At 52.8% G+C, this 20913-nt stretch carries 23 protein-coding genes; 14 read left to right on the plus strand and 9 right to left on the minus strand.

Going from position 1 to position 20913, the window contains the following annotated elements:
* Positions 1–108 precede the first annotated feature (108 nt).
* The gene (gene purN / locus FDW96_RS23255) at positions 109–750 is read right to left on the minus strand and encodes a phosphoribosylglycinamide formyltransferase (RefSeq protein WP_042306860.1); all 642 of its coding nucleotides are present in this window, start codon (positions 748–750) and stop codon (positions 109–111) included.
* The gene (gene purM / locus FDW96_RS23260) at positions 747–1784 is read right to left on the minus strand and encodes a phosphoribosylformylglycinamidine cyclo-ligase (protein WP_061382236.1); all 1038 of its coding nucleotides are present in this window, start codon (positions 1782–1784) and stop codon (positions 747–749) included. The genes purN and purM overlap by 4 nt, the downstream gene beginning before the upstream one ends.
* A 521-nt stretch (positions 1785–2305) precedes the next feature.
* Here purM and upp point away from each other — a divergent pair.
* The 3 genes from upp (at position 2306) to FDW96_RS23275 (ending at position 5115) form a co-directional block, all read left to right on the plus strand.
* A complete protein-coding gene (gene upp, locus FDW96_RS23265) occupies positions 2306–2932 on the plus strand; it encodes a uracil phosphoribosyltransferase (protein ID WP_003835110.1) in 627 nt (208 codons plus the stop codon).
* A gap of 96 nt (positions 2933–3028) precedes the next feature.
* Positions 3029–4318 (plus strand): uracil permease, encoded by a 1290-nt coding sequence (gene uraA, locus FDW96_RS23270; protein ID WP_042306864.1) that lies wholly within the window; start codon positions 3029–3031, stop codon positions 4316–4318.
* A gap of 95 nt (positions 4319–4413) precedes the next feature.
* The gene (locus FDW96_RS23275) at positions 4414–5115 is read left to right on the plus strand and encodes a DnaA inactivator Hda (protein WP_211924219.1); all 702 of its coding nucleotides are present in this window, start codon (positions 4414–4416) and stop codon (positions 5113–5115) included.
* 35 nt (positions 5116–5150) lie between these two features.
* Here the strand turns inward: FDW96_RS23275 and arsC are convergent, their stop codons facing one another.
* Both arsC and bepA read right to left on the minus strand, forming a co-directional pair.
* Positions 5151–5510, minus strand: coding sequence for an arsenate reductase (glutaredoxin) (gene arsC / locus FDW96_RS23280; RefSeq protein ID WP_042306866.1), 360 nt, complete (start codon positions 5508–5510; stop codon positions 5151–5153).
* A gap of 11 nt (positions 5511–5521) precedes the next feature.
* Positions 5522–6985 (minus strand): beta-barrel assembly-enhancing protease, encoded by a 1464-nt coding sequence (bepA, locus tag FDW96_RS23285; RefSeq protein WP_137366381.1) that lies wholly within the window; start codon positions 6983–6985, stop codon positions 5522–5524.
* A gap of 225 nt (positions 6986–7210) precedes the next feature.
* Here bepA and FDW96_RS23290 point away from each other — a divergent pair, with 225 nt between their 5' ends.
* The 4 genes from FDW96_RS23290 (at position 7211) to iadA (ending at position 10738) form a co-directional block, all read left to right on the plus strand.
* Positions 7211–8275, plus strand: a complete 1065-nt coding sequence (locus FDW96_RS23290; protein WP_006683504.1) for an AI-2E family transporter — start codon at positions 7211–7213, stop codon at positions 8273–8275.
* A 165-nt stretch (positions 8276–8440) separates the two neighbouring features.
* Complete coding sequence (locus FDW96_RS23295; protein ID WP_061382181.1) at positions 8441–9100, plus strand: nucleoside recognition domain-containing protein; 660 nt, start codon at positions 8441–8443, stop codon at positions 9098–9100.
* Between the two features lies 1 nt (position 9101).
* Entirely contained in the window at positions 9102–9563 is a 462-nt protein-coding gene (locus tag FDW96_RS23300; RefSeq protein WP_003037948.1) for a YjiG family protein, read from the plus strand.
* Between the two features lie 11 nt (positions 9564–9574).
* Complete coding sequence (gene iadA / locus FDW96_RS23305; protein WP_137349342.1) at positions 9575–10738, plus strand: beta-aspartyl-peptidase; 1164 nt, start codon at positions 9575–9577, stop codon at positions 10736–10738.
* A 116-nt stretch (positions 10739–10854) separates the two neighbouring features.
* Here iadA and bcp read toward each other — a convergent pair whose 3' ends face one another.
* Together bcp and FDW96_RS23315 are read right to left on the minus strand one after the other, a co-directional pair.
* Complete coding sequence (bcp, locus tag FDW96_RS23310) at positions 10855–11325, minus strand: thioredoxin-dependent thiol peroxidase (protein WP_038642568.1); 471 nt, start codon at positions 11323–11325, stop codon at positions 10855–10857.
* Positions 11325–11897 carry a glycine cleavage system transcriptional repressor gene (locus FDW96_RS23315; RefSeq protein WP_038642566.1) on the minus strand — a complete coding sequence of 191 codons (573 nt, stop codon included), beginning with the start codon at positions 11895–11897 and terminating at the stop codon, positions 11325–11327. Before FDW96_RS23315 ends, bcp begins: the two co-directional genes overlap by 1 nt.
* 145 nt (positions 11898–12042) lie before the next feature.
* On the opposite strand from FDW96_RS23315, the gene dapA reads away from it, so the two are divergent.
* From dapA to ypfH, 6 genes are all read left to right on the plus strand, one after another.
* A complete protein-coding gene (gene dapA / locus FDW96_RS23320) occupies positions 12043–12921 on the plus strand; it encodes a 4-hydroxy-tetrahydrodipicolinate synthase (RefSeq protein ID WP_016153972.1) in 879 nt (292 codons plus the stop codon).
* A 16-nt stretch (positions 12922–12937) separates the two neighbouring features.
* The gene (bamC, locus tag FDW96_RS23325) at positions 12938–13972 is read left to right on the plus strand and encodes an outer membrane protein assembly factor BamC (protein WP_038642564.1); all 1035 of its coding nucleotides are present in this window, start codon (positions 12938–12940) and stop codon (positions 13970–13972) included.
* 111 nt (positions 13973–14083) lie between these two features.
* Complete coding sequence (purC, locus tag FDW96_RS23330) at positions 14084–14797, plus strand: phosphoribosylaminoimidazolesuccinocarboxamide synthase (RefSeq protein ID WP_003835086.1); 714 nt, start codon at positions 14084–14086, stop codon at positions 14795–14797.
* Between the two features lie 128 nt (positions 14798–14925).
* On the plus strand, positions 14926–15789 hold the full coding sequence (locus FDW96_RS23335) for a neutral zinc metallopeptidase (protein ID WP_032944186.1): 864 nt from the start codon (positions 14926–14928) through the stop codon (positions 15787–15789).
* A gap of 15 nt (positions 15790–15804) precedes the next feature.
* Complete coding sequence (locus tag FDW96_RS23340; RefSeq protein ID WP_137349341.1) at positions 15805–17820, plus strand: tRNA(Met) cytidine acetyltransferase TmcA; 2016 nt, start codon at positions 15805–15807, stop codon at positions 17818–17820.
* Between the two features lie 73 nt (positions 17821–17893).
* Complete coding sequence (gene ypfH / locus FDW96_RS23345) at positions 17894–18592, plus strand: esterase (protein ID WP_137366382.1); 699 nt, start codon at positions 17894–17896, stop codon at positions 18590–18592.
* Positions 18593–18684: 92 nt separating this feature from the next.
* On the opposite strand, the gene FDW96_RS23350 is transcribed toward ypfH, so the two are convergent.
* Genes FDW96_RS23350 through FDW96_RS23360 form a run of 3 tightly spaced genes read right to left on the minus strand, consistent with a single transcriptional unit; the run spans position 18685 to position 20400 of the window.
* Positions 18685–18885, minus strand: a complete 201-nt coding sequence (locus FDW96_RS23350) for a YpfN family protein (RefSeq protein WP_003835080.1) — start codon at positions 18883–18885, stop codon at positions 18685–18687.
* A gap of 27 nt (positions 18886–18912) precedes the next feature.
* Complete coding sequence (gene dapE / locus FDW96_RS23355) at positions 18913–20040, minus strand: succinyl-diaminopimelate desuccinylase (RefSeq protein WP_042306881.1); 1128 nt, start codon at positions 20038–20040, stop codon at positions 18913–18915.
* A gap of 3 nt (positions 20041–20043) precedes the next feature.
* Positions 20044–20400: an ArsC family reductase gene (locus FDW96_RS23360; RefSeq protein ID WP_079223177.1), complete on the minus strand. Its 357-nt coding sequence runs from the start codon at positions 20398–20400 to the stop codon at positions 20044–20046.
* 388 nt (positions 20401–20788) lie between these two features.
* On the opposite strand from FDW96_RS23360, the gene ypfM reads away from it, so the two are divergent.
* Positions 20789–20848 carry a protein YpfM gene (gene ypfM, locus FDW96_RS23365; RefSeq protein ID WP_001386977.1) on the plus strand — a complete coding sequence of 20 codons (60 nt, stop codon included), beginning with the start codon at positions 20789–20791 and terminating at the stop codon, positions 20846–20848.
* Positions 20849–20913: the final 65 nt, after the last annotated feature.

Raw genomic sequence — 20913 nt, forward strand, 5'->3', positions numbered from 1 at the left:
AACTGTGCCAGAAAAATATGACAATAAACTGTCTGATAGCAAAGAGAAAGAGGGGAAGAAGAGTAGGCCCGATAAGCGAAGCGCCCTCAGGCCTACCGGAGGATGTGATTATTCGTCGGCGGCATAACCTTGTGGTGGCAGGCGATTACCGTCCAGCCACGCGGCGTTATCGCGCATTTTCAGTCGGCCGTCGGCAAACCAGCTAATCACCAGCGGGTAAATATCATGTTCCTGCGCCTGAACCCGGGCAGTGACATCATCTTCGCTGTCGCCTTCAAATACCGGTACTGTCGCCTGGAGAATAACCGGTCCGCCGTCCAGTTCATCCGTTACGAAATGGACTGAGGTTCCATGCTGTTCATCGCCGTTTTCCAGTACCTGACGGTGTGTATGCAGGCCGGGATACTTTGGCAACAACGAAGGGTGGATATTCAACAATCGTTCAGAATAGTGAGCGACAAACGCTGGGCTGAGGATGCGCATATAACCGGCCAACACCACGACATCGGGGCCGTAGGCGTCAATCTCTTGTATCAGTTGGCGGTCAAATGCTTCGCGGCTGGCAAACTGAGCGGCTTCCAGCGAATGTGCCGGAATATTCGCTTCTCGTGCACGTTCAAGGCCGAACGCATCGGCCTTGTTACTGAATACTGCACGTATGGTGCCATTGATTTTTTTCTGTTCGCAGGCGTTGATGATCGCCTGCAAATTGCTTCCGTTACCGGAAATGAGCACCACAATGTTTTTCATTCAATGACCACACGCTGTTCGGAATCAGAGGCTTTGATAATACCGATTTTCCATGCGTTTTCACCTTTCTCATTGAGCAAAGCGAGGGCGTTGTCAACTTCCGAAGCTGGCAGGGCGATGACCATGCCGACGCCGCAGTTAAAGGTGCGATACATCTCGTGCTGGCTGACGTTACCCGCCGTTTGCAGCCAGTTAAAGACGGCTGGCCACTGCCATGAGGATTCGTCGATCACTGCCTGCGTGTTGTCTGGCAGGACGCGCGGAATATTTTCCCAGAAGCCGCCGCCGGTCAGGTGAGCAATGGCATGCACATCCACCTTCTCGATCAGTTCCAGAATGGATTTAACGTAAATGCGGGTCGGGGCCAGTAAGTGATCGGCCAGCGGTTTACCGTCAAGCTCAGTGGTTTCCGGATTGCAACCGCTGACTTCAACGATTTTACGCACCAGGGAATAGCCGTTGGAGTGTGGACCACTGGAGCCGAGCGCAATCAGCACGTCGCCGTCAGCCACTTTTGAACCGTCGATAATCTCGGATTTTTCGACGACGCCAACGCAGAAGCCAGCCACGTCGTAATCTTCACCGTGGTACATTCCCGGCATTTCAGCCGTTTCACCGCCCACCAGCGCACAGCCTGACTGCAGACAGCCTTCGGCAATACCATTAATGACGCTGGCTGCGGTATCCACATCCAGTTTGCCTGTCGCATAGTAGTCGAGGAAAAACAGCGGCTCAGCGCCCTGAACCACGAGGTCGTTGACGCACATTGCGACCAGATCGATGCCAATAGTGTCGTGACGTTTCAGGTCCATCGCCAGACGCAGTTTTGTGCCAACGCCATCCGTCCCGGAAACCAGCACCGGTTCACGATATTTTTGCGGCAATGCGCACAGCGCACCGAAGCCACCCAGACCACCCATCACTTCCGGGCGACGCGTTTTCTTTACTACGCCTTTGATTCGATCAACCAGAGCATTACCTGCATCAATATCAACACCGGCATCTTTGTAGCTAAGAGAGGTTTTATCGGTCACTGCCTGCTTCCCCACATGTTTACTTGCAGTAAAAGTTAAATTCGGCGCAATTCTAACAGGGAAAGCAAACGTTTGCGAGCGTGCTCTGCATCAAGTTTTATCTGCTGATTTTTTCAGCATTTTACAGTCATTTATCTATTTGTTTGAATCACGCCACGAAAATGAAACCGGTTTCTTTTTTCTGTTACGGACCTCACGGAGAGTGTTTTGCACAGAGCAAGCTGCGGGCTTATCTTCATCGATAAAAATAATGACGGTAGTGGGACTTAGCACGCTCGCCTAAGAAATCTTTTTCATGGTATCAACACGTCATCCAGAATAATGCTTAATATCTTTAAAATTCATGGTATTGAATGCAGGGTCCGCCATTAGCTCGGACCTTGTTTTATACTCATCATCCAGACGTAAACGACTTTGGTTGATCCATATCAAGCGGATGCAGTGTTGCGCCAGAGACGAAAAGCGGTATAATCCGGCGATTTTTTTTGTGGTTGCCACTCGTCTGAGGAAAGGAGAAGAGTATGAAGATCGTGGAAGTCAAACACCCACTCGTCAAACACAAGCTGGGACTGATGCGTGAAAACGATATCAGCACTAAACGCTTTCGTGAACTCGCCTCGGAAGTTGGCAGCCTGCTGACTTATGAAGCAACCGCAGGCCTGGAAACCGAAAAGGTGACCATTGAAGGCTGGAACGGTCCGGTTGAAGTAGACCAAATCAAAGGTAAAAAAATCACCGTTGTGCCAATCCTGCGTGCCGGTCTGGGTATGATGGAAGGTGTACTGGAAAACGTTCCGAGCGCGCGTATCAGCGTTGTCGGTATGTACCGTAACGAAGAAACGCTGGAGCCGGTTCCGTATTTCCAGAAGCTGGTTTCTAACATCGATGAGCGTATGGCGCTGATCGTTGACCCGATGCTGGCGACCGGCGGTTCCGTTATCGCCACTATTGACCTGCTGAAAAATGCAGGCTGCACCAGCATCAAAGTGTTGGTGCTGGTTGCGGCGCCGGAAGGTATCGCGGCGCTGGAAAAAGCGCACCCGGATGTTGAGCTGTACACGGCCTCCATCGATCAGGGGCTGAACGAGCACGGATACATTATTCCGGGGCTTGGCGATGCCGGCGATAAGATTTTTGGTACCAAGTAAACGAATAAGTGAAAAGAAGCCGACTTTAAGAGTCGGCTTTTTTTTGAATACAACAACCTAATCGCTAATAACAAACAACACTCAGAGGAAAACACTATGACGCGCCGTGCTATCGGGGTAAGTGAAAGACCGCCGCTTTTACAGACAATCCCGCTTAGTTTACAGCACCTGTTCGCCATGTTTGGCGCAACGGTACTGGTGCCAGTCCTGTTCCACATCAACCCGGCTACCGTTTTGCTGTTTAACGGCATTGGTACGTTGCTGTATCTCTTTATCTGTAAGGGTAAAATCCCCGCGTACCTCGGTTCCAGCTTTGCGTTTATTTCTCCGGTGCTGCTGCTGTTGCCGTTAGGTTATGAAGTGGCGCTGGGCGGTTTCATTATGTGCGGCGTGCTGTTCTGCCTGGTTTCTTTCATCGTTAAGAAAGCAGGCACCGGCTGGCTGGATGTGATGTTCCCTCCGGCGGCGATGGGCGCAATCGTTGCCGTCATCGGCCTGGAACTGGCGGGCGTCGCCGCAGGCATGGCGGGGTTACTGCCTGCCGAAGGGCAATTACCGGATTCGAAAACCATCATCATCTCAATGGTGACGCTGGCGGTGACGGTATTTGGCTCCGTACTATTCCGCGGTTTTATGGCGATTATCCCGATTCTGATTGGGGTGTTAGCCGGTTATGCACTTTCTTTTGTGATGGGCGTCGTGGACACTACGCCGATTGCCCAGGCGCACTGGTTTGCGCTGCCGACTTTCTACACGCCGCGTTTTGAATGGGTTGCCATTCTGACCATCCTGCCTGCTGCGCTGGTGGTTATTGCTGAACACGTCGGACACCTGGTGGTGACGGCAAATATCGTGAAAAAAGATTTGGTTCGCGATCCTGGCCTGCATCGTTCCATGTTCGCCAACGGTCTGTCTACGGTGATCTCCGGTTTCTTCGGCTCTACGCCGAACACCACGTATGGCGAAAATATCGGCGTCATGGCGATTACCCGCGTATACAGTACCTGGGTTATTGGCGGCGCCGCGATTTTTGCCATCCTGCTCTCCTGTGTGGGCAAACTGGCGGCGGCGATTCAGATCATCCCACTGCCGGTCATGGGCGGCGTATCGCTGTTACTGTACGGCGTGATTGGCGCTTCCGGTATTCGCGTACTGATCGAATCAAAAGTTGACTACAACAAAGCTCAGAACCTGATCCTGACCTCTGTCATTTTGATCATTGGTGTGAGTGGGGCGAAAGTTCATATCGGTGCCGCAGAGCTGAAAGGTATGGCGCTGGCGACCATTGTCGGCGTCTGCCTGAGCCTGATTTTCAAAGTCATCAGCCTGCTGCGTCCGGAAGAAGTGGTGCTCGACGCAAAAGATGCAGACAGCCCGCAACAGTGAGTCTCTGACCGGGTGGCATCGCTGCCCGGTTCTATCGCGACGTATTTCTGTGTTAAACTCAACGCGATTTTATGAAATCCTGGGTTGAGGTATCTCTGAACACACCGGCACAGCTCTCTCTGCCACTTTATCTTCCTGACGACGAAACGTTTGCAAGTTTCTGGCCGGGGGATAACTCCTCTTTACTGGCTGCACTGCAAAACGTGCTGCGTCAGGAACATAGCGGGTATATTTATCTCTGGTCGCGTGAAGGCGCTGGCCGTAGTCATTTGCTGCATGCAGCCTGTGCGGAACTGTCTGCACGCGGCGACGCGGTAGGCTACGTGCCGCTCGATAAGCGCACCTGGTTTGTTCCCGAGGTGCTCGACGGTATGGAGCATTTATCGCTGGTATGCATCGATAACATCGAATGTGTGGCCGGTGATTCGCTGTGGGAAATGGCGATCTTTGATCTCTATAACCGTATTCTGGAGTCGGGAAAAACGCGATTGCTGATCACCGGCGATCGCCCACCCAGGCAGCTCAATCTGGGGTTACCGGATCTCGCTTCGCGCCTGGACTGGGGACAAATCTACAAGCTGCAGCCGCTTTCTGATGAAGATAAGCTGCAGGCGTTACAATTACGCGCCAGACTTCGTGGGTTTGAACTGCCGGAAGATGTGGGACGTTTCCTGCTTAAACGTTTGGATCGGGAAATGCGTACGCTGTTTATGACGTTGGATCAGCTTGATCACGCATCGATCACCGCCCAGCGTAAGCTGACCATTCCGTTCGTAAAAGAGATTTTGAAACTGTAAACGCCGCAGCCGAAAAGACTGCGGCTGGCTTCAGCTTAACCGACGATTTCCAGTACCTGCTCCGGCGGACGTCCAATCCGCGCCTGGCCTTTGGCCACCACAATTGGGCGCTCCATCAGTTTCGGGTTGTCTACCATGGCCTGAATCAGCGCATCTTCACTCAAATTTTTGTCCGCCAGGTTAAGCGACTTGTAGAGATCTTCTTTCTGGCGCATCAGTTCACGCGCGCTGGACATCCCCAGCATCTGCAGCAGTTCACGCAGGGTTGCGGCGTCAGCCGGAGTGTCCAGATACAGCACCACTTCCGGGTCCACGCCGTTGGATTTCAGTAATTCCAGCGTTTCGCGGCTCTTGGAACAACGTGGGTTATGGTAGATTTTAATCGCGTCTGACATTTTTTTTCCTGTTACATTTTCGTATACGGTTTAAAGCGCTCTTGCAACTGGCGTAGCTGGTCAATACGGGCATCGTATCTGGCCTGCTGCTGGCTTCCTAGTTTAACCTGCGAACTTGCGCTGCTGAGCATCGAAATCGCCTGATCCAGACGCCCTGCAAGGGCATACCCTTCCGCGCGAGCCGCCAGTTCCTGATCGCGGTTACCGAGACCGGCCTCCGTTTGCGCTAACAAATCCCAGCCGTTAGGGTCATCCTTGTGGTTAAACGTATAACGATTCAGGATATTGGCTGCTTCTTTGGCTTGTCCGCCCTGTAAATACGCATTTGCCAGATTGAGCTGCAGTACCGGGTTGACTCGCAGGTCTCGAGCATTTTTAAGGCGATTAATAGCGTCGCCGGTTTTCTTCTGTCCGAGATCGATATCCGTTGCCAGGTCGAGATACCAGGCATTGTTAGGGTCAGCCGTCAGCAATGGTTGCAGCGCTTTACGCGCCTCGTCGTATTTACTGGCTTCCATCGCCTGGAGTGCGCGGCCATACTGCGCCGCACGTTGCTCGCGTATGTTGCCTTTCGACCAGTTACTTAGTAAGTCATCGGTCAACTGATTGCGGCCAGAGTTATACATGCCTAAGGTACGCGCCTTGGCCAGATAAAAATCTTCTGAAGACTGGACGACGACCGGGCGCATCTGGTTGGCGCGGTTACGCGCATCTGCCAGACGGCTTTCTGGCAGGGGGTGGGTCAGCAAAATTTCCGGTGGACGCGAAGAATAACGAGCCTGATCGAGCAGTTTTTCCAGGAACGTCGGCATGGCCTGGGGATCGAAACCCGAGCGTTGCAGTACCTGAATACCGATGCGATCCGCTTCCTGTTCGTTTTGCTGCGTAAAGCTGATCATTCCCTGGCGCGTACCCGCCAGCGTACCGGTCAGCGCCGCCATACCCGCCTGGGGGCTGGCCATCGCTAATAAAATGGAGCCTAACGCACCGACCCACGTTAGCGGGGCGCTGCGTTTCTGATCTTCCATCGCACGCGCCAGGTGACGCTGCGTGACGTGGGAAATTTCGTGCGCCATAACCGATGCCAGCTGGCTTTCGTTATCGGAATAGCGGAACAGGGCGGAGTGCAAAACAACGTTGCCGCCAAAGAAGGCAAAGGCATTGATTTCATCGTTGTTGATTAAAAAGAAGGTGAAAGGCGTTTTTACCGAGTCGGCGTGTGCAACTAAACGCATCCCCAGACTATTAATATATTGGGTCAGCAGCGGATCGTTAATTAACGGCGCGCTGCCTCGCAGCTGGCGTACGTAAAAATCGCCCATCTGCATTTCCTGTCCTATGGAAAGGGTACTCCCTGCCGAGGTTCCCATATCAGGCAGGGTGTCCGCGGGGTCAGCAAATGCGGGCGCAACCTGACCGATGGTCAGTGCGGCAATGAGGGTAGCAACCAGGTTTTTTTTCAACTGCCTGAACATAACCTCTGTCCTGTATTCTTTTTTGAGATAGCCATTTGACCAATGCCGTGAAGTATCGTTCACACTCCGCAAGCTTAGGAAGTTTAACTGCGAAACCTGACGATGAACACCCAGGAAAATGTCTTTTCACTTTGCGTAATCAGCCATAAAAAGCGAAGTCTTTTTTGTGACATTTCGATACAATTCGGGATCGCAATCCCGCTATTGGGTTCATGGAAGGGTTTTATGCTCGAAATGTTGATGCAATGGTATCGCCGCCGCTTTAGCGACCCCGAGGCCATCGCCCTGCTAATTATTCTGGTTGCCGGTTTTGGCATCCTGTTCTTCTTTAGCGGTCTTTTGGCGCCGCTGTTGGTCGCCATTGTGTTGGCGTACCTGCTTGAGTGGCCGACTGTACGGCTGGAACATATCGGCTGCTCACGGCGCTGGGCGACATCAATCGTGCTGGTGGTGTTTGTCGGCATTTTGCTGCTGATGGCGTTTGTCGTGATGCCCGTCGCGTGGCAGCAGGGGATCTACCTGATCCGCGATATGCCCGGTATGCTCAATAAATTATCTGATTTTGCCGCCACTTTACCACGACGTTATCCGGCGCTGATGGATGCGGGCATTATTGATGCGATGGCGGAGAATATGCGCTCGCGAATGCTCACCATGGGGGATTCGGTGGTGAAATATTCGTTAGCCTCCCTGGTCGGATTACTCACGCTGGCGGTTTATCTGGTGCTTGTCCCGTTGATGGTGTTCTTCCTGATCAAAGATAAAGGCCAGATGCTGAACGCCGTGCGCCGGGTGCTACCGCGTAATCGCGGGCTGGCGGGACAGGTATGGAAAGAGATGAACCAGCAAATCACCAACTATATCCGCGGTAAAGTGTTGGAAATGGTGGTGGTTGGTGTGGCGACCTGGCTTGGATTCCTGCTGTTTGGCCTTAACTATTCTCTGCTACTGGCGGTGCTGGTGGGGTTCTCGGTTTTGATCCCATATATCGGCGCTTTTGTGGTGACGATCCCGGTCGTTGGGGTGGCGTTGTTCCAGTTCGGGCTTGGCACCGAATTCTGGAGCTGCTTTGCCGTGTACCTGATAATCCAGGCGCTGGACGGTAATCTGCTGGTCCCCGTACTGTTCTCCGAGGCCGTTAACCTGCATCCGCTGGTGATTATTCTGTCGGTCGTGATTTTTGGCGGGCTATGGGGGTTCTGGGGCGTATTCTTTGCGATTCCTCTGGCGACGCTCATCAAAGCCGTCATGCATGCCTGGCCTGACGGTCAGGCCGTTGACGAACCTTAATCTGCAAACTCCGGCGATGCAATGTCGCCGGAACTGAACTTGTCTGACCTCTATCCACACATTCTGAATAATCTCCTCTGGTGTCGTTTTTCTCCGCATTTGTCTTTAACTTGACCAACGTGATGTCTTTTCGTCACGCAAGGATAAGGCCAACAGGAGAACAAAATGGGTCACAACACACACACGCAGCAAAAGGTGGGATGGGGCGGTTATCTCGCTTTTTTAATTACAATAATTCTTTTTTCCGGCATGTTTGCGAAAAGTACCGAATGGTGGCGGGTTTTTGACTTCACCGTCCTCAACGGTGCGTTTGGGAAAGTTAATGCGGCAGGCGATACGGCGATCTCTTTTCGCGGCACGGGTGGTATGGGCGCTAAAGATGGCTTTTTATTCGCACTGGAGCTGGCACCTTCCGTCATTCTTTCTCTGGGGATTATTTCCGTCACCGAAGGGTTAGGTGGATTGCGCGCCGCACAACAGTTGATGACACCTGTCCTGCGCCCGTTACTCGGCATTCCAGGTGTTTGTTCGCTGGCGCTGATCGCGAATTTGCAAAATACCGATGCCGCGGCCGGGATGACGAAAGAGATGGCTGAAGAGGGCATTATCACTGAACAGGAACGTGCCATTTTTGCCTGCTGGCAAACCAGTGGCAGCGCCTGTATTACCAACTATTTTTCCTCGGGAGCCGCGCTGTTTACGATGGTTACCGTTCCGGTGATTACGCCGCTGGCGGTGATCCTCGTGTTCAAATTTGTGGGGGCTAACCTGCTGCGCTTATGGATTACGCAGTTGGAAAATCGCCGTACGCAGCAGGAGGCATGAGATGACAACTCAGGTACGTAAAAACGTCATGGATATGTTTATCGATGGCGCACGGCGCGGGTTTACCATAGCAACAACCAGCCTGTTGCCGAACGTGGTGATGGCGTTTGTGATTATTCAGGCGCTGAAAGTGACGGGGCTGCTCGAGATTGTCGGGCGGGTATGTGAGCCGGTTATGGCGCTATGGGGGCTGCCTGGCGAATCTGCCACCGTCCTGCTGGCGGCGGTAATGAGTATGGGAGGTGGCGTCGGTGTTTGCGCCAGCCTGGTTGTTGCCGGTACGCTTTCGGGACATGATGCTACGGTATTGTTACCCGCTATCTACCTGATGGGTAACCCGGTGCAAAATGTGGGACGTTGTCTGGGGACAGCGGGGGTCCATCCTCGTTACTATCCGCTTATTATTGCGGTGTGCGTCATTAATGCACTGCTCTCTATTTGGGTCATGCAGGTTATTGCCTGACAAGGAAGGTTATGAACTGTTCAATTCTTGATTTGACGTTGTTCCAGCAGGGACATGTGTACGCGCCGGAAGATTTAGGCCGACAGGATATACTGGTGTCCGGCAGCAAAATTGTTGCCATCGCGCCGTCGATTTCCCTGGAAGACTTTCCCGGCTGTGAGTGTGTCAATCTTGACGGCGCGATTGTGTGTCCTGGGTTTATCGATCAGCACGTCCATTTGATTGGCGGCGGCGGAGAAGCGGGGCCGCACACCCGCACGCCGGAAGTGCGTTTGTCACGGTTGGTTGAAGCAGGGGTCACTTCGGTGGTGGGATTACTGGGCACAGATGGTATTACCCGTCATCCGGAGTCGCTGCTGGCGAAAACCCGCGCGCTGGAGTTTGAAGGTATCAGCGCCTGGATGCTGACCGGGGCGTACTCTCTGCCTTCCCCGACTATCACCGGCAGCATCGATCGCGACGTGGCGCTGATCGATAAAGTGATTGGCGTGAAGTGTGCGATTTCGGACCATCGTTCTTCAGCACCAGATACTCAGGCACTGGCGAACATGGCGGCGCAGTCGCGCGTCGGTGGATTACTGGGGCGTAAACCGGGAATCAGCGTTTTCCATATGGGCGACAGCCCGCGCATGCTGGAACCGTTGTATCAGATCCTTGAAAACTGCGATGTGCCGATAACTAAACTGTTACCGACACACGTTAATCGTGCGGAACCTTTGTTCCAGGCGGCACTGGAGTATGCCCGCCAGGGCGGTTATATCGACATTACCAGCAGCATTGATGAGCCTGTTGATCCGGCCACGGCTATTGCCACGGCGCTGCGCCAAAATGTGCCGCTGTCGCGCATTACCTTAAGCTCGGACGGCAACGGCAGCCAGCCGGAATTTGATGAGTCAGGTAATCTCACCGGGATTGGCGTCGCGGGGTTTGAATCCCTGGCGGAAACGGTGCGTCAGTTGGTGAAGGTGCATGCTGTGCCGTTGGAACAGGCGCTGTGTCCGCTGACGCGTACGGTGGCAGAGTTTTTAGGACTGGAGCATAAAGGGCGTCTGGCGGTGGGATGCGATGCGGACATTCTGGTGCTGAACGACGCGCTGGAGGTGAATCACCTGTGGGCGAAGGGAAAAACCGTAGTCAGAGCGAAAAAAGCCTGCGTCAAAGGGACGTTTGAATAACCGAGGTTGTTGCCGGATGGCGGCGTAAACGCCTTATCCGGCCTACGGGTTTGTGCAGATCAAAGCCTGATAACACGCGTAGCGTCGCCATCAGGCTTTTTTCTGCAAAACGTGAATCAGGCGTTCTCTTTCAGCCAGTTCATTACCACGTCGTGGTGATTGCTGGTTTTGAAGTTATCAAACACATGCTCGATTTTCCCTTCAGCATCAATCAGGAAGCTGATGCGGTGGATGCCATCGTAGGTTTTGCCCATAAATGACTTCTCACCCCAGACGCCGAACTGCTCGCAAACCTGATGATCTTCGTCGGACAAGAGCGTGAAGTTAAGAACTTCTTTCTCAGCGAATCGGGAAAGTTTTTCCGGTTTATCGGTGCTGATTCCCAGCACTTCAACACCTGCTTTTTTTAACTCATCCATGTTATCGCGCAGGCCGCAGGCCTGTACGGTACAGCCGGGTGTCATGGCTTTCGGGTAAAAATAAACCAGAACACGCTGTCCCTGGAAGTCGGTTAAATTAACTTGTTCTCCGTCTTGATCCGGCAAGCTAAATTTCGGTGCGATATCACCGGCTTTCAGTGGGTTCATTACTTAACTCCATCCTGTTCATCATGCTGTGAGTAATTGACGACGTTAATACTGCCTTGCGCATTGAGTTCTGTACAGAGTGCTTTAAACGCATCTTCAATATTTGCCGCGTCATGTGACGCAGGACTATGTGCGGTAATTTGAATAAACAGCTGTGCCGTCTTTCCATTCTCAGCCGGTTGCGTGCGTGAAACCAGTTCCGCAATATTCATTTGGTGGCTGTCAAACAGGGCGGTAAAGCGTTCAATCAAATGTGGAGAATCGGGGACATCGACCTGTACCCATACCGTGGCGGGCATCGCTGGGCGGGGACGCGCAGTCGTGCGCTTCATGACAATCAATAAATCCAGCTCAGCGCCTTTCAACGGCAAGGTTGATTCAATCAGGGTGATGGCATTCCAGGTGCCTGACAGCAGCATGATAAATGTGAATTCATCACCCAGCATCGCCAGTCGGCTGTCTTCGATATTACAGCCGCAACTGCTGACATGACGCGTGATGGTGTTCACAATTCCTGGGCGGTCGGCACCCAGCGCAGTAATGACCAGATAGTGTTGCGATGACGATGTCAAACCTGTTCTTCCTTTGAGCGGTGAGGTAATCATAAGGAAAGCATAAAAAAAACATGCATACAACAATCAGAACGGCTCTGGTCGCTTGCTTTTATTGTCGTACCAAACGTACCATTGAGACACTTGTTTGCACAGAGGATGGCCCATGTTCACGGGAAGTATTGTCGCGCTTGTTACGCCGATGGATGAGAAAGGTAAAGTCTGCCGGTCGAGCCTGAAAAAACTGATTGATTATCATGTCGCCAGCGGCACCTCGGCGATCGTTTCGGTTGGCACCACTGGTGAGTCTGCCACCCTGAGTCATGATGAACATGGCGATGTGGTGATGATGACGCTGGAGCTGGCCGACGGGCGTATTCCGGTTATTGCCGGAACCGGCGCCAATGCGACCGCAGAAGCCATTAGTCTGACGCAGCGTTTCAACGATAGCGGTGTTGTCGGCTGCCTGACGGTGACGCCGTACTACAACCGCCCAACCCAGGAAGGTTTGTTCCAGCATTTCAAAGCTATCGCTGAACATACTGACCTGCCGCAAATTCTGTATAATGTGCCGTCCCGTACTGGCTGCGATATGCTGCCAGAAACCGTTGGCCGCCTGGCGAAAGTAAAAAATATTATCGCTATTAAAGAGGCCACGGGGAACTTAAGTCGCGTTCACCAGATCAAAGAGCTGGTTTCAGACGACTTCATTCTGCTCAGCGGTGATGACGCGACCGGACTGGATTTTATGCAGCTCGGTGGTCATGGCGTGATTTCCGTAACGTCTAACGTTGCGGCACGTGATATGGCTGAAATGTGCAAACTGGCGGCAGCGGGGAATTTTGCCGAGGCGCGGGTGATTAACCAGCGTCTGATGCCGTTACACAACAAACTATTTGTCGAACCCAATCCTATCCCAGTGAAATGGGCATGTAAGGAGTTGGGACTTGTGGCGACCGATACGCTGCGTCTGCCGATGACGCCAATCACGGACAATGCTCGTGAAATCGTCAAGGCGGCGCTTAAGCATGCCGGTTTGCTGTAAAGTTTAGGGAGATTTGATGGCTTACTCAGTACAAAAGTCGCGCCTGGCCAAGGTTGCGGGTGTTTCGCTTGTTATGTTGCTCGCGGCCTGTAGTTCTGACTCGCGCTATAAGCGCCAGGTGAGCGGTGATGAATCCTATCTGGAGGCCGCACCGCTTGCTGAGCTTCATGCGCCAGCTGGGATGATTCTGCCGGTTATGTCGGGTGACTATAATATCCCGGTAACCAACGGTAGTGGTGCCGTGGGTAAAGCGCTGGACATTCGCCCACCGGCTCAGCCGTTAGCGTTAGTCACTGGCGCTCGTACCCAGATCGCAGGTGATACGTCGACATTGCTGGTGGAAAATGGTCGTGGCAACACGCTGTGGCCACAGGTCGTTAGCGTCATTCAGTCTAAAAACTACACGATCGCTAAGCGTGATGATGCCAGCCAGACGTTGACCACCGACTGGGTTGACTGGAACCGTCTGGATGAAGACGAGCAGTACCGTGGACGTTATCAAATCTCGGTTAAACCGCAGGGCTATCAGCAAGCGGTAACGGTGAAACTGACTAACCTTGAGCAGGCGGGTAAACCCGTAGCCGATGCGGCATCAATGCAGCGTTACAGCGCTGAGATGATGAACGTTATCTCTGCCGGTCTGGATAAGAATGCCACCGATGCTGCGAATGCCGCGCAGAACCGCTCTGCAGCCACCATGGACGTTCAGAGCGCCGCCGATGACACGGGTTTACCAATGCTGGTGGTGCGTGGACCGTTCAACGTGGTTTGGCAACGTCTGCCGGCAGCGCTTGAGAAAGTGGGCATGAAAGTGACCGACAGTACCCGTTCTCAGGGCAGCATCGCTGTGACCTACAAACCGCTGTCTGATAGCAGCTGGCAGGAACTGGGTGCAAGCGATCCAGGTTTAGTGTCAGGCGACTATAAACTGCAGGTCGGTGATTTAGATAACCGCAGTAGTATGCAGTTTATCGATCCGAAGGGACATACCCTGACGCAAAGCCAGAACGACGCGCTGGTCGCTGTCTTCCAGGCAGCGTTCAGTAAGTAAAAATGAAGGGCTGGATAACTCCAGCCCTTTTTTTCTGATATGATACGCAAACGTGTGCGTCGGCAGAAAAACGCAATATTTATCGTTAATTCACACCCAGGAGTAATAAAGATGCAAAAGCAAGCTGAGTTGTATCGTGGTAAAGCGAAGACCGTATACAGCACGGAAAACCCGGACCTGTTGGTGCTCGAATTCCGCAATGATACGTCAGCAGGGGATGGCGCGCGCATTGAACAGTTTGACCGTAAAGGCATGGTGAATAACAAGTTCAACCATTTCATTATGACTAAACTGCAAGAAGCGGGCATTCCTACCCAGATGGAGCGACTGCTTTCCGATACCGAATGTCTGGTGAAAAAACTGGAGATGGTACCGGTTGAATGTGTGGTGCGTAACCGCGCGGCAGGCTCACTGGTTAAGCGTTTAGGCGTTGAGGAAGGTATTGAACTGAATCCGCCGCTGTTTGATCTGTTCCTGAAAAACGATGCTATGCACGATCCAATGATTAACGATTCCTATTGCGAAACTTTTGGCTGGGTGAGCAAAGAGAATCTGGCACGCATGAAAGAGCTGACCTACAAAGCTAACGACGTGCTGAAAAAGATGTTCGATGATGCGGGCCTGATTCTGGTCGATTTCAAACTTGAGTTTGGCTTGTATAAAGGTGAAGTGGTGCTGGGTGATGAATTCTCACCGGACGGTAGCCGTCTGTGGGATAAAGAAACGCTGGATAAAATGGACAAAGATCGCTTCCGCCAGAGCCTGGGCGGCCTGATCGAAGCCTATGAAGCCGTCGCGCATCGCCTGGGTGTCAAGTTAGACTAATTCCCCTTTGAGCCGGCGATCGCTCACCGGCTCATCAATCTCGCCGATTTTGATTACTGTTTCTTATGGTAATCCTGTTCCGAACCGCCTACGATCATCATCATAATGAATAAAAAGTTGAGGTGATTATGCGCTGGCAAGGGCGTCGTGAAAGTGACAATGTAGAAGACAGACGAAATAGCTCCGGCGGCCCTTCTATGGGCGGGCCTGGTTTTCGTTTGCCCAGTGGTAAAGGCGGCATCATCCTGCTGATTGTGGTGTTGGTCGCAGGTTATTATGGCGTGGATCTCACCGGGTTAATGACCGGTCAACCCGTCTCCCAACAGCAATCATCACGCTCCATCAGCCCAAATGATGATGAAGCGGCAAAATTTACCTCGGTGATTCTGGCCACCACAGAGGATACCTGGGGACAGCAGTTTGAAAAAATGGGCCGGACCTATCAACAGCCGAAGCTGGTGATGTATCGGGGCGCTACACGTACCGGCTGCGGCGCGGGCCAGTCCGTGATGGGGCCGTTTTACTGCCCGGCGGATGGCACTGTGTACATTGACCTCTCCTTCTACGACGATATGAAAAACAAGCTGGGCGCCGATGGTGATTTTGCTCAGGGCTATGTTATCGCCCATGAAGTGGGCCACCACGTGCAGAAACTGCTGGGTATTGAACCGAAAGTTCGTCAGATGCAGCAGAATGCCTCACAGGCTGAAGTGAACCGTCTTTCCGTGCGTATGGAACTGCAGGCGGATTGCTTTGCCGGCGTCTGGGGCCATAGTATGCAGCAGCAGGGCGTGCTGGAGTCCGGCGATCTGGAAGAGGCGCTGAACGCCGCGCAGGCGATTGGCGACGATCGCCTGCAGCAGCAAGGACAAGGGCGCGTTGTACCGGACAGCTTTACCCACGGAACCTCTGAACAGCGTTTTACCTGGTTCAAACGCGGCTTTGACAGCGGCGATCCGGGGCAGTGCAATACTTTTGGAAAAGGCATTTAAAATACAGAGGCAGGGATGTCTGATAACACGGCGCTGAGTGCGTTAACTGAACAGATGACCCGCGAAGGTATCCGTCGTTTGCTGGTTATCAGCGGCGAGGATAGCTGGTGTCAGGCGCAAGCGTTAGCACTACGCAACGCGTTACCCGGTGACTGGCTATGGGTAGGGGCGCAAGCCCCTGCTGAGCCGAACTGTACGCCGCAGGCGCTGCAAACATTACTGGGGCGCGAATTCCATCATGCAGTTTTTGACGCCGGGCAGGGATTTGATGCTGCGGCGTTTGCCGCCTTAAGCGGCACGCTGCTCGCCGGGAGCTGGCTGGTGTTGCTGACTCCCCCCTGGCATGGCTGGCACACGCATCCGGACACGGATTCACTGCGCTGGAGCGACTGCGCAGACCCTATTCCAACGCCACATTTTGTTGAACACATCAAACGGGTGATTTCCCAGGATGGACAGGCGTTGCACTGGCAGCAGCATCAGCCTGCTACATATCCCCACTTTGCTGCTCGCGCCGACTGGCACGCGGCAACCGGTGAACCTCAGCCTGAACAGGCGCTGATTTTATCGCAGTTGCTGGGTATGCCTCCTGGCGTGGTTGCCGTGACGGCCGCGCGTGGTCGGGGAAAATCCGCGCTGGCGGGGCAACTGATTGCACGTATCAACGGGACTGCTATTGTTACCGCGCCTGCTAAAGCGGCAACCGATGTGCTGGCGCAATTTGCCGCAGAACGTTACCGCTTTATGGCCCCGGATGCGTTGTTAAGCAGTTCTGCAACCGCAGACTGGCTTATCGTTGATGAAGCCGCCGCAATTCCCGCGCCGCTACTGCATCAGTTAGTCGCGCGTTTTCCCCGTACGCTATTAACCACCACCGTTCAGGGCTATGAGGGAACCGGCAGAGGCTTCTTGTTGAAATTCTGCGCCCGCTTTCCCCATCTTCGACGTTATGAGTTACAACAGCCCGTACGCTGGGCGCTGGGATGCCCTCTGGAGAAAATCGTCAGCGATGCGCTGGTGTTTGACGACGAAACTTTTACGCATGCCCCGTTGGGCGATCTCCATTTCTCGGCATTTGAACAACAATCCTGGCATGACAACCCGGCACTGCCGGTAGCGGTATATCAACTGCTTTCCGGGGCGCACTATCGCACCTCGCCACTTGATCTGCGGCGGATGATGGACGCACCTGGCCAACATTTTCTTCAGGCATCGTGTGCTGATTCGGTGGCGGGAGCCGTCTGGTTGGTGGATGAAGGGGGACTATCTGCTGAATTAAGCCAGGCCGTCTGGGCAGGATATCGCCGACCACGTGGAAATCTGGTTGCACAGTCACTGGCGGCGCACGGTGGCGATCCGTTGGCGGCAACGCTCATTGGACGGCGGGTAAGCCGAATTGCGGTTCATCCTGCTCGCCAGCGAGAAGGTATCGGGCAGCAGTTGATAATGCAGGCCCGGCGTTACTCCACGCTGTGTGACTATCTGTCCGTCAGTTTTGGGTATACGGTCGAACTCTGGCGTTTCTGGCAGCGCTGTGGTTTTGTTCTGGTGCGAATGGGCAATCACCGCGAAGCCAGCAGCGGGTGCTATACCGCCATGGCGTTACTGCCTATTAGCGAAGCGGGAAAACGCCTTGCCGGGCGCGAACACCAGCGTCTGCGGCGTGATGCGGAGATCCTTACGCAGTGGAACGGTGAGGGCATTCCGCTGGACCCGTTGAAAGAGTCTACGCTTAATGAGGATGACTGGAACGAGCTGGCCGGATTTGCTTTCGCCCATCGGCCATTATTGACGTCGCTTGGCTGTCTGACTCGTCTGCTTCAGCACAGCGAGTTACCTCTCCCGGCCTTGCGGGGGCGCTTACAGGCTAAACGCAGCGATGTCGAATTGTGCCAGCAGTTGAAGATCCCCGGGCGTAAAGCACTGCTGGTCGTTCAGCGGGCCGAGGCGGCGCAGGCGCTAAAACAGCTGGATGCTGAACGTATACAGCGGCTACAAAATCGCATTATGCAATGGCAAAATTTTCACTAACTTCTTCAATTTACTGACATGGTCATTGCGGTTAAGCGGCGTAGAATGATTCTCATCAGTTAAGGAGATCGCCATGAAACATGACCATTTTGTTGTTCAAAGTCCTGATAAACCCGCTCAACAGCTACTGCTGCTGTTTCATGGCGTCGGCGATAACCCGGTTGCCATGGGCGAAATCGGCTCCTGGTTTGCACCGCTGTTTCCGGATGCGCTCATCGTCAGCATTGGCGGGGCTGAGCCTTCTGGTTCTCCTTCCGGACGTCAGTGGTTTTCGGTTCAGGGCGTAACGGAAGAGAACCGGCAGGCGCGTGTTGACGCCATTATGCCGGTCTTTATTGAAACCGTGCGCTACTGGCAGAAGCAGAGCGGCGTTTCACCTCAGGCTACTGCGCTGATTGGTTTTTCTCAGGGGGCGATTATGTCGCTTGAGAGTATTAAAGCCGAGCCGGGGCTGGCATCGCGCGTTATCGCTTTCAATGGTCGCTATGCCACCTTACCCGAGGTTGCAACCACGGCTACGACGGTGCATTTGATTCACGGCGGTGAAGACCGGGTGATTGAGTTATCTCACGCCGTTAACGCTCAGGAAGCGTTAATTCGCGCCGGTGGGGATGTGACGCTGGATATCGTCGAAAATCTGGGGCACGCCATTGATGAACACAGCATGCAGTTTGCGCTCGATCATCTGCGTTTTACCGTACCGAAACACTACTTTGATGAAGCGCTGAGTGGCGGTACGCCCAACGATGATGATGTGATTGAGATGATTTAACCTGTAGGCCGGATAAGGCGAAGCCGCCATCCGGCATGACAGTCAGTGATAGTGCCGGATAGCAATGTGATATGTGTTATCCGGCCTACAAATTATTTCTTCGGCTGATCCTTATTCGGCCAATCGTCGTCGTCGTCCCATTTATCGTTAAAGTCACGATGCGGGGGAAGCTCTGGCTTATTAGCGAGAAACTTCTTGTGGTCGACGCGCTTGAGATCTTTGATAACGTTCAGCAATACGCCTACCAGAAACACCAATACTAAAATCCACCAATATTTTGCCAGCCAGTCCATGCTCATTTCCTCTTGCAGGAACACTCATCAGGCGACGAGTTGCTCCATGATACGTTGATACATACGGGCAAGCAGTTGCAGGTCGGCGGCATTAACGCATTCATTAATTTTATGAATGGTGGCATTGACCGGCCCAAGCTCTACTACCTGTGCCCCCATGCGGGCAATAAAACGCCCGTCGGATGTCCCGCCTGTAGTCAGTAACTGCGGTTTAATTTCATTATAGTGCTCAATGGCGTTCACTACTGCATCCACCAGTTTACCGCGTGCGGTCAGGAACGGCTGACCGGAGAGCCACCAGTCGACGGTATAACGCAGTTGATGTTTTTCCAGCAGTTCCAGCACCCTGGCTTTAATCATTTCATCGTTTAATTCGGTGCTGAAACGGAAGTTAAACTGGATGAACAGCTCACCAGGGATGACGTTGTTGCTACCGGTTCCTGCCTGAATATTGGCAATCTGCATACTGGTCGCTGGGAAGAACTCGTTACCCTGATCCCACTCGATCGCCACCAGTTCATTGAGCATTGGCGCGGCGCGGTGTACCGGGTTATCAGCCAGATGTGGGTAGGCCACGTGTCCTTGCACGCCGTGAATGGTCAGGTTGCAGGTCAGCGAACCACGACGACCATTTTTCACCACGTCGCCAACGATTTCCGTACTGGATGGTTCGCCTACCAGACAATAATCGAGGCGTTCGTTACGCGCCATCAGCGCTTCAACCACCTTTACGGTGCCGTTTTTGGCGCTGGCTTCTTCGTCAGAGGTTATCAGGAACGCCAGACGGCCCTGATGATTAGGATGTTGGGCGACAAAGCGTTCTGCGGCCACGACCATCGCTGCCAGTGAACCTTTCATATCGGCAGCGCCACGCCCAAACAGCATGCCATCGCGAATGGTCGGTTCGAACGGCGGATTAATCCAGCGATCGACATCGCCGGCAGGCACTACGTCAGTGTGACCGGCAAATGCCAGAGTCTCACCTTTACCGCGCCATGCCCAAAAATTCTGTGTGTCACCAAAATCCATACGCTCAACGGTAAAACCTACCGCGCGCAGGCGTTCAATCATTAACGCCTGGCACCCGGCATCATCCGGGCTCAGGGAAGGACGGCGAATAAGCTGCTGAGTCAGCTCAATAACCGGGCACGACATAGATTACACCTCATTAAAAAACAGAGTATAACTGGAATCACTGAAACCAAGCAGCATAGGCTTACCCGGCTTGCAGAGCAATGGGCGTTTGATAATTGCAGGCATTTCAATCATCAACGCGGCGGCGGCGTCCGCAGTAGTGATTTGGCTACGCGTGGCTTCATCCAGTTTCCGCCATGTGGTTCCACGTGTATTGAGCAGCGGCTCCCAACCTAATTCGCTGATAAAAGACTGTAATAGCGTGTTGTCCAGTCCGTCGACGCGATAATCATGGAAGCGGTAGTCGATCCTTCGCTCTTCTAACCAGCGTCTGGCTTTTTTAATAGTATCGCAATTTTTAATGCCGTAGAGAGTGATCATTTGAATCCTTATCGATTTAATTTGAATATTTATTCTAGTGTTGTGTGAACACGGATAATACATATTGTCATCCTGGCGTTATAGAGAAATATAACATTGTTGAACAATGGTGAATAATGATTCCTGAAAGTTCCAAAACTAACTCGTAAATGAAAATCAGAATTTGCCTGTTTGCATCAGCCTGTTTTTCCATCAGAATTGCAAAAGTAGTAGATGATGTATGAATATTTCAAAATATTGCAGTAAGTCACATAAAATTTATGGGTATAGCGCATAGTGATCACATAAACCCCAAACACGGGAGGATGTAATCACAACCATCGGTTAAATGATCTTCTTTTGATGATGATGATTTCGTAGAATGCTCATAATAATAAGAGAGGTTGTTATGATTGAACGTGAACTGGGGAACTGGAAAGACTTTATCGAAGTCATGCTTCGTAAATAATTTTCTGGAAGAAATTCATATCCTGCAAAGGATAAAAAAAGGCGACTCAACGTAAGTCGCCTTTT

Origin of the sequence: Citrobacter sp. TBCS-15 (assembly GCF_005280815.1) — a bacterium.
Lineage (GTDB): Bacteria > Pseudomonadota > Gammaproteobacteria > Enterobacterales > Enterobacteriaceae > Citrobacter > Citrobacter werkmanii.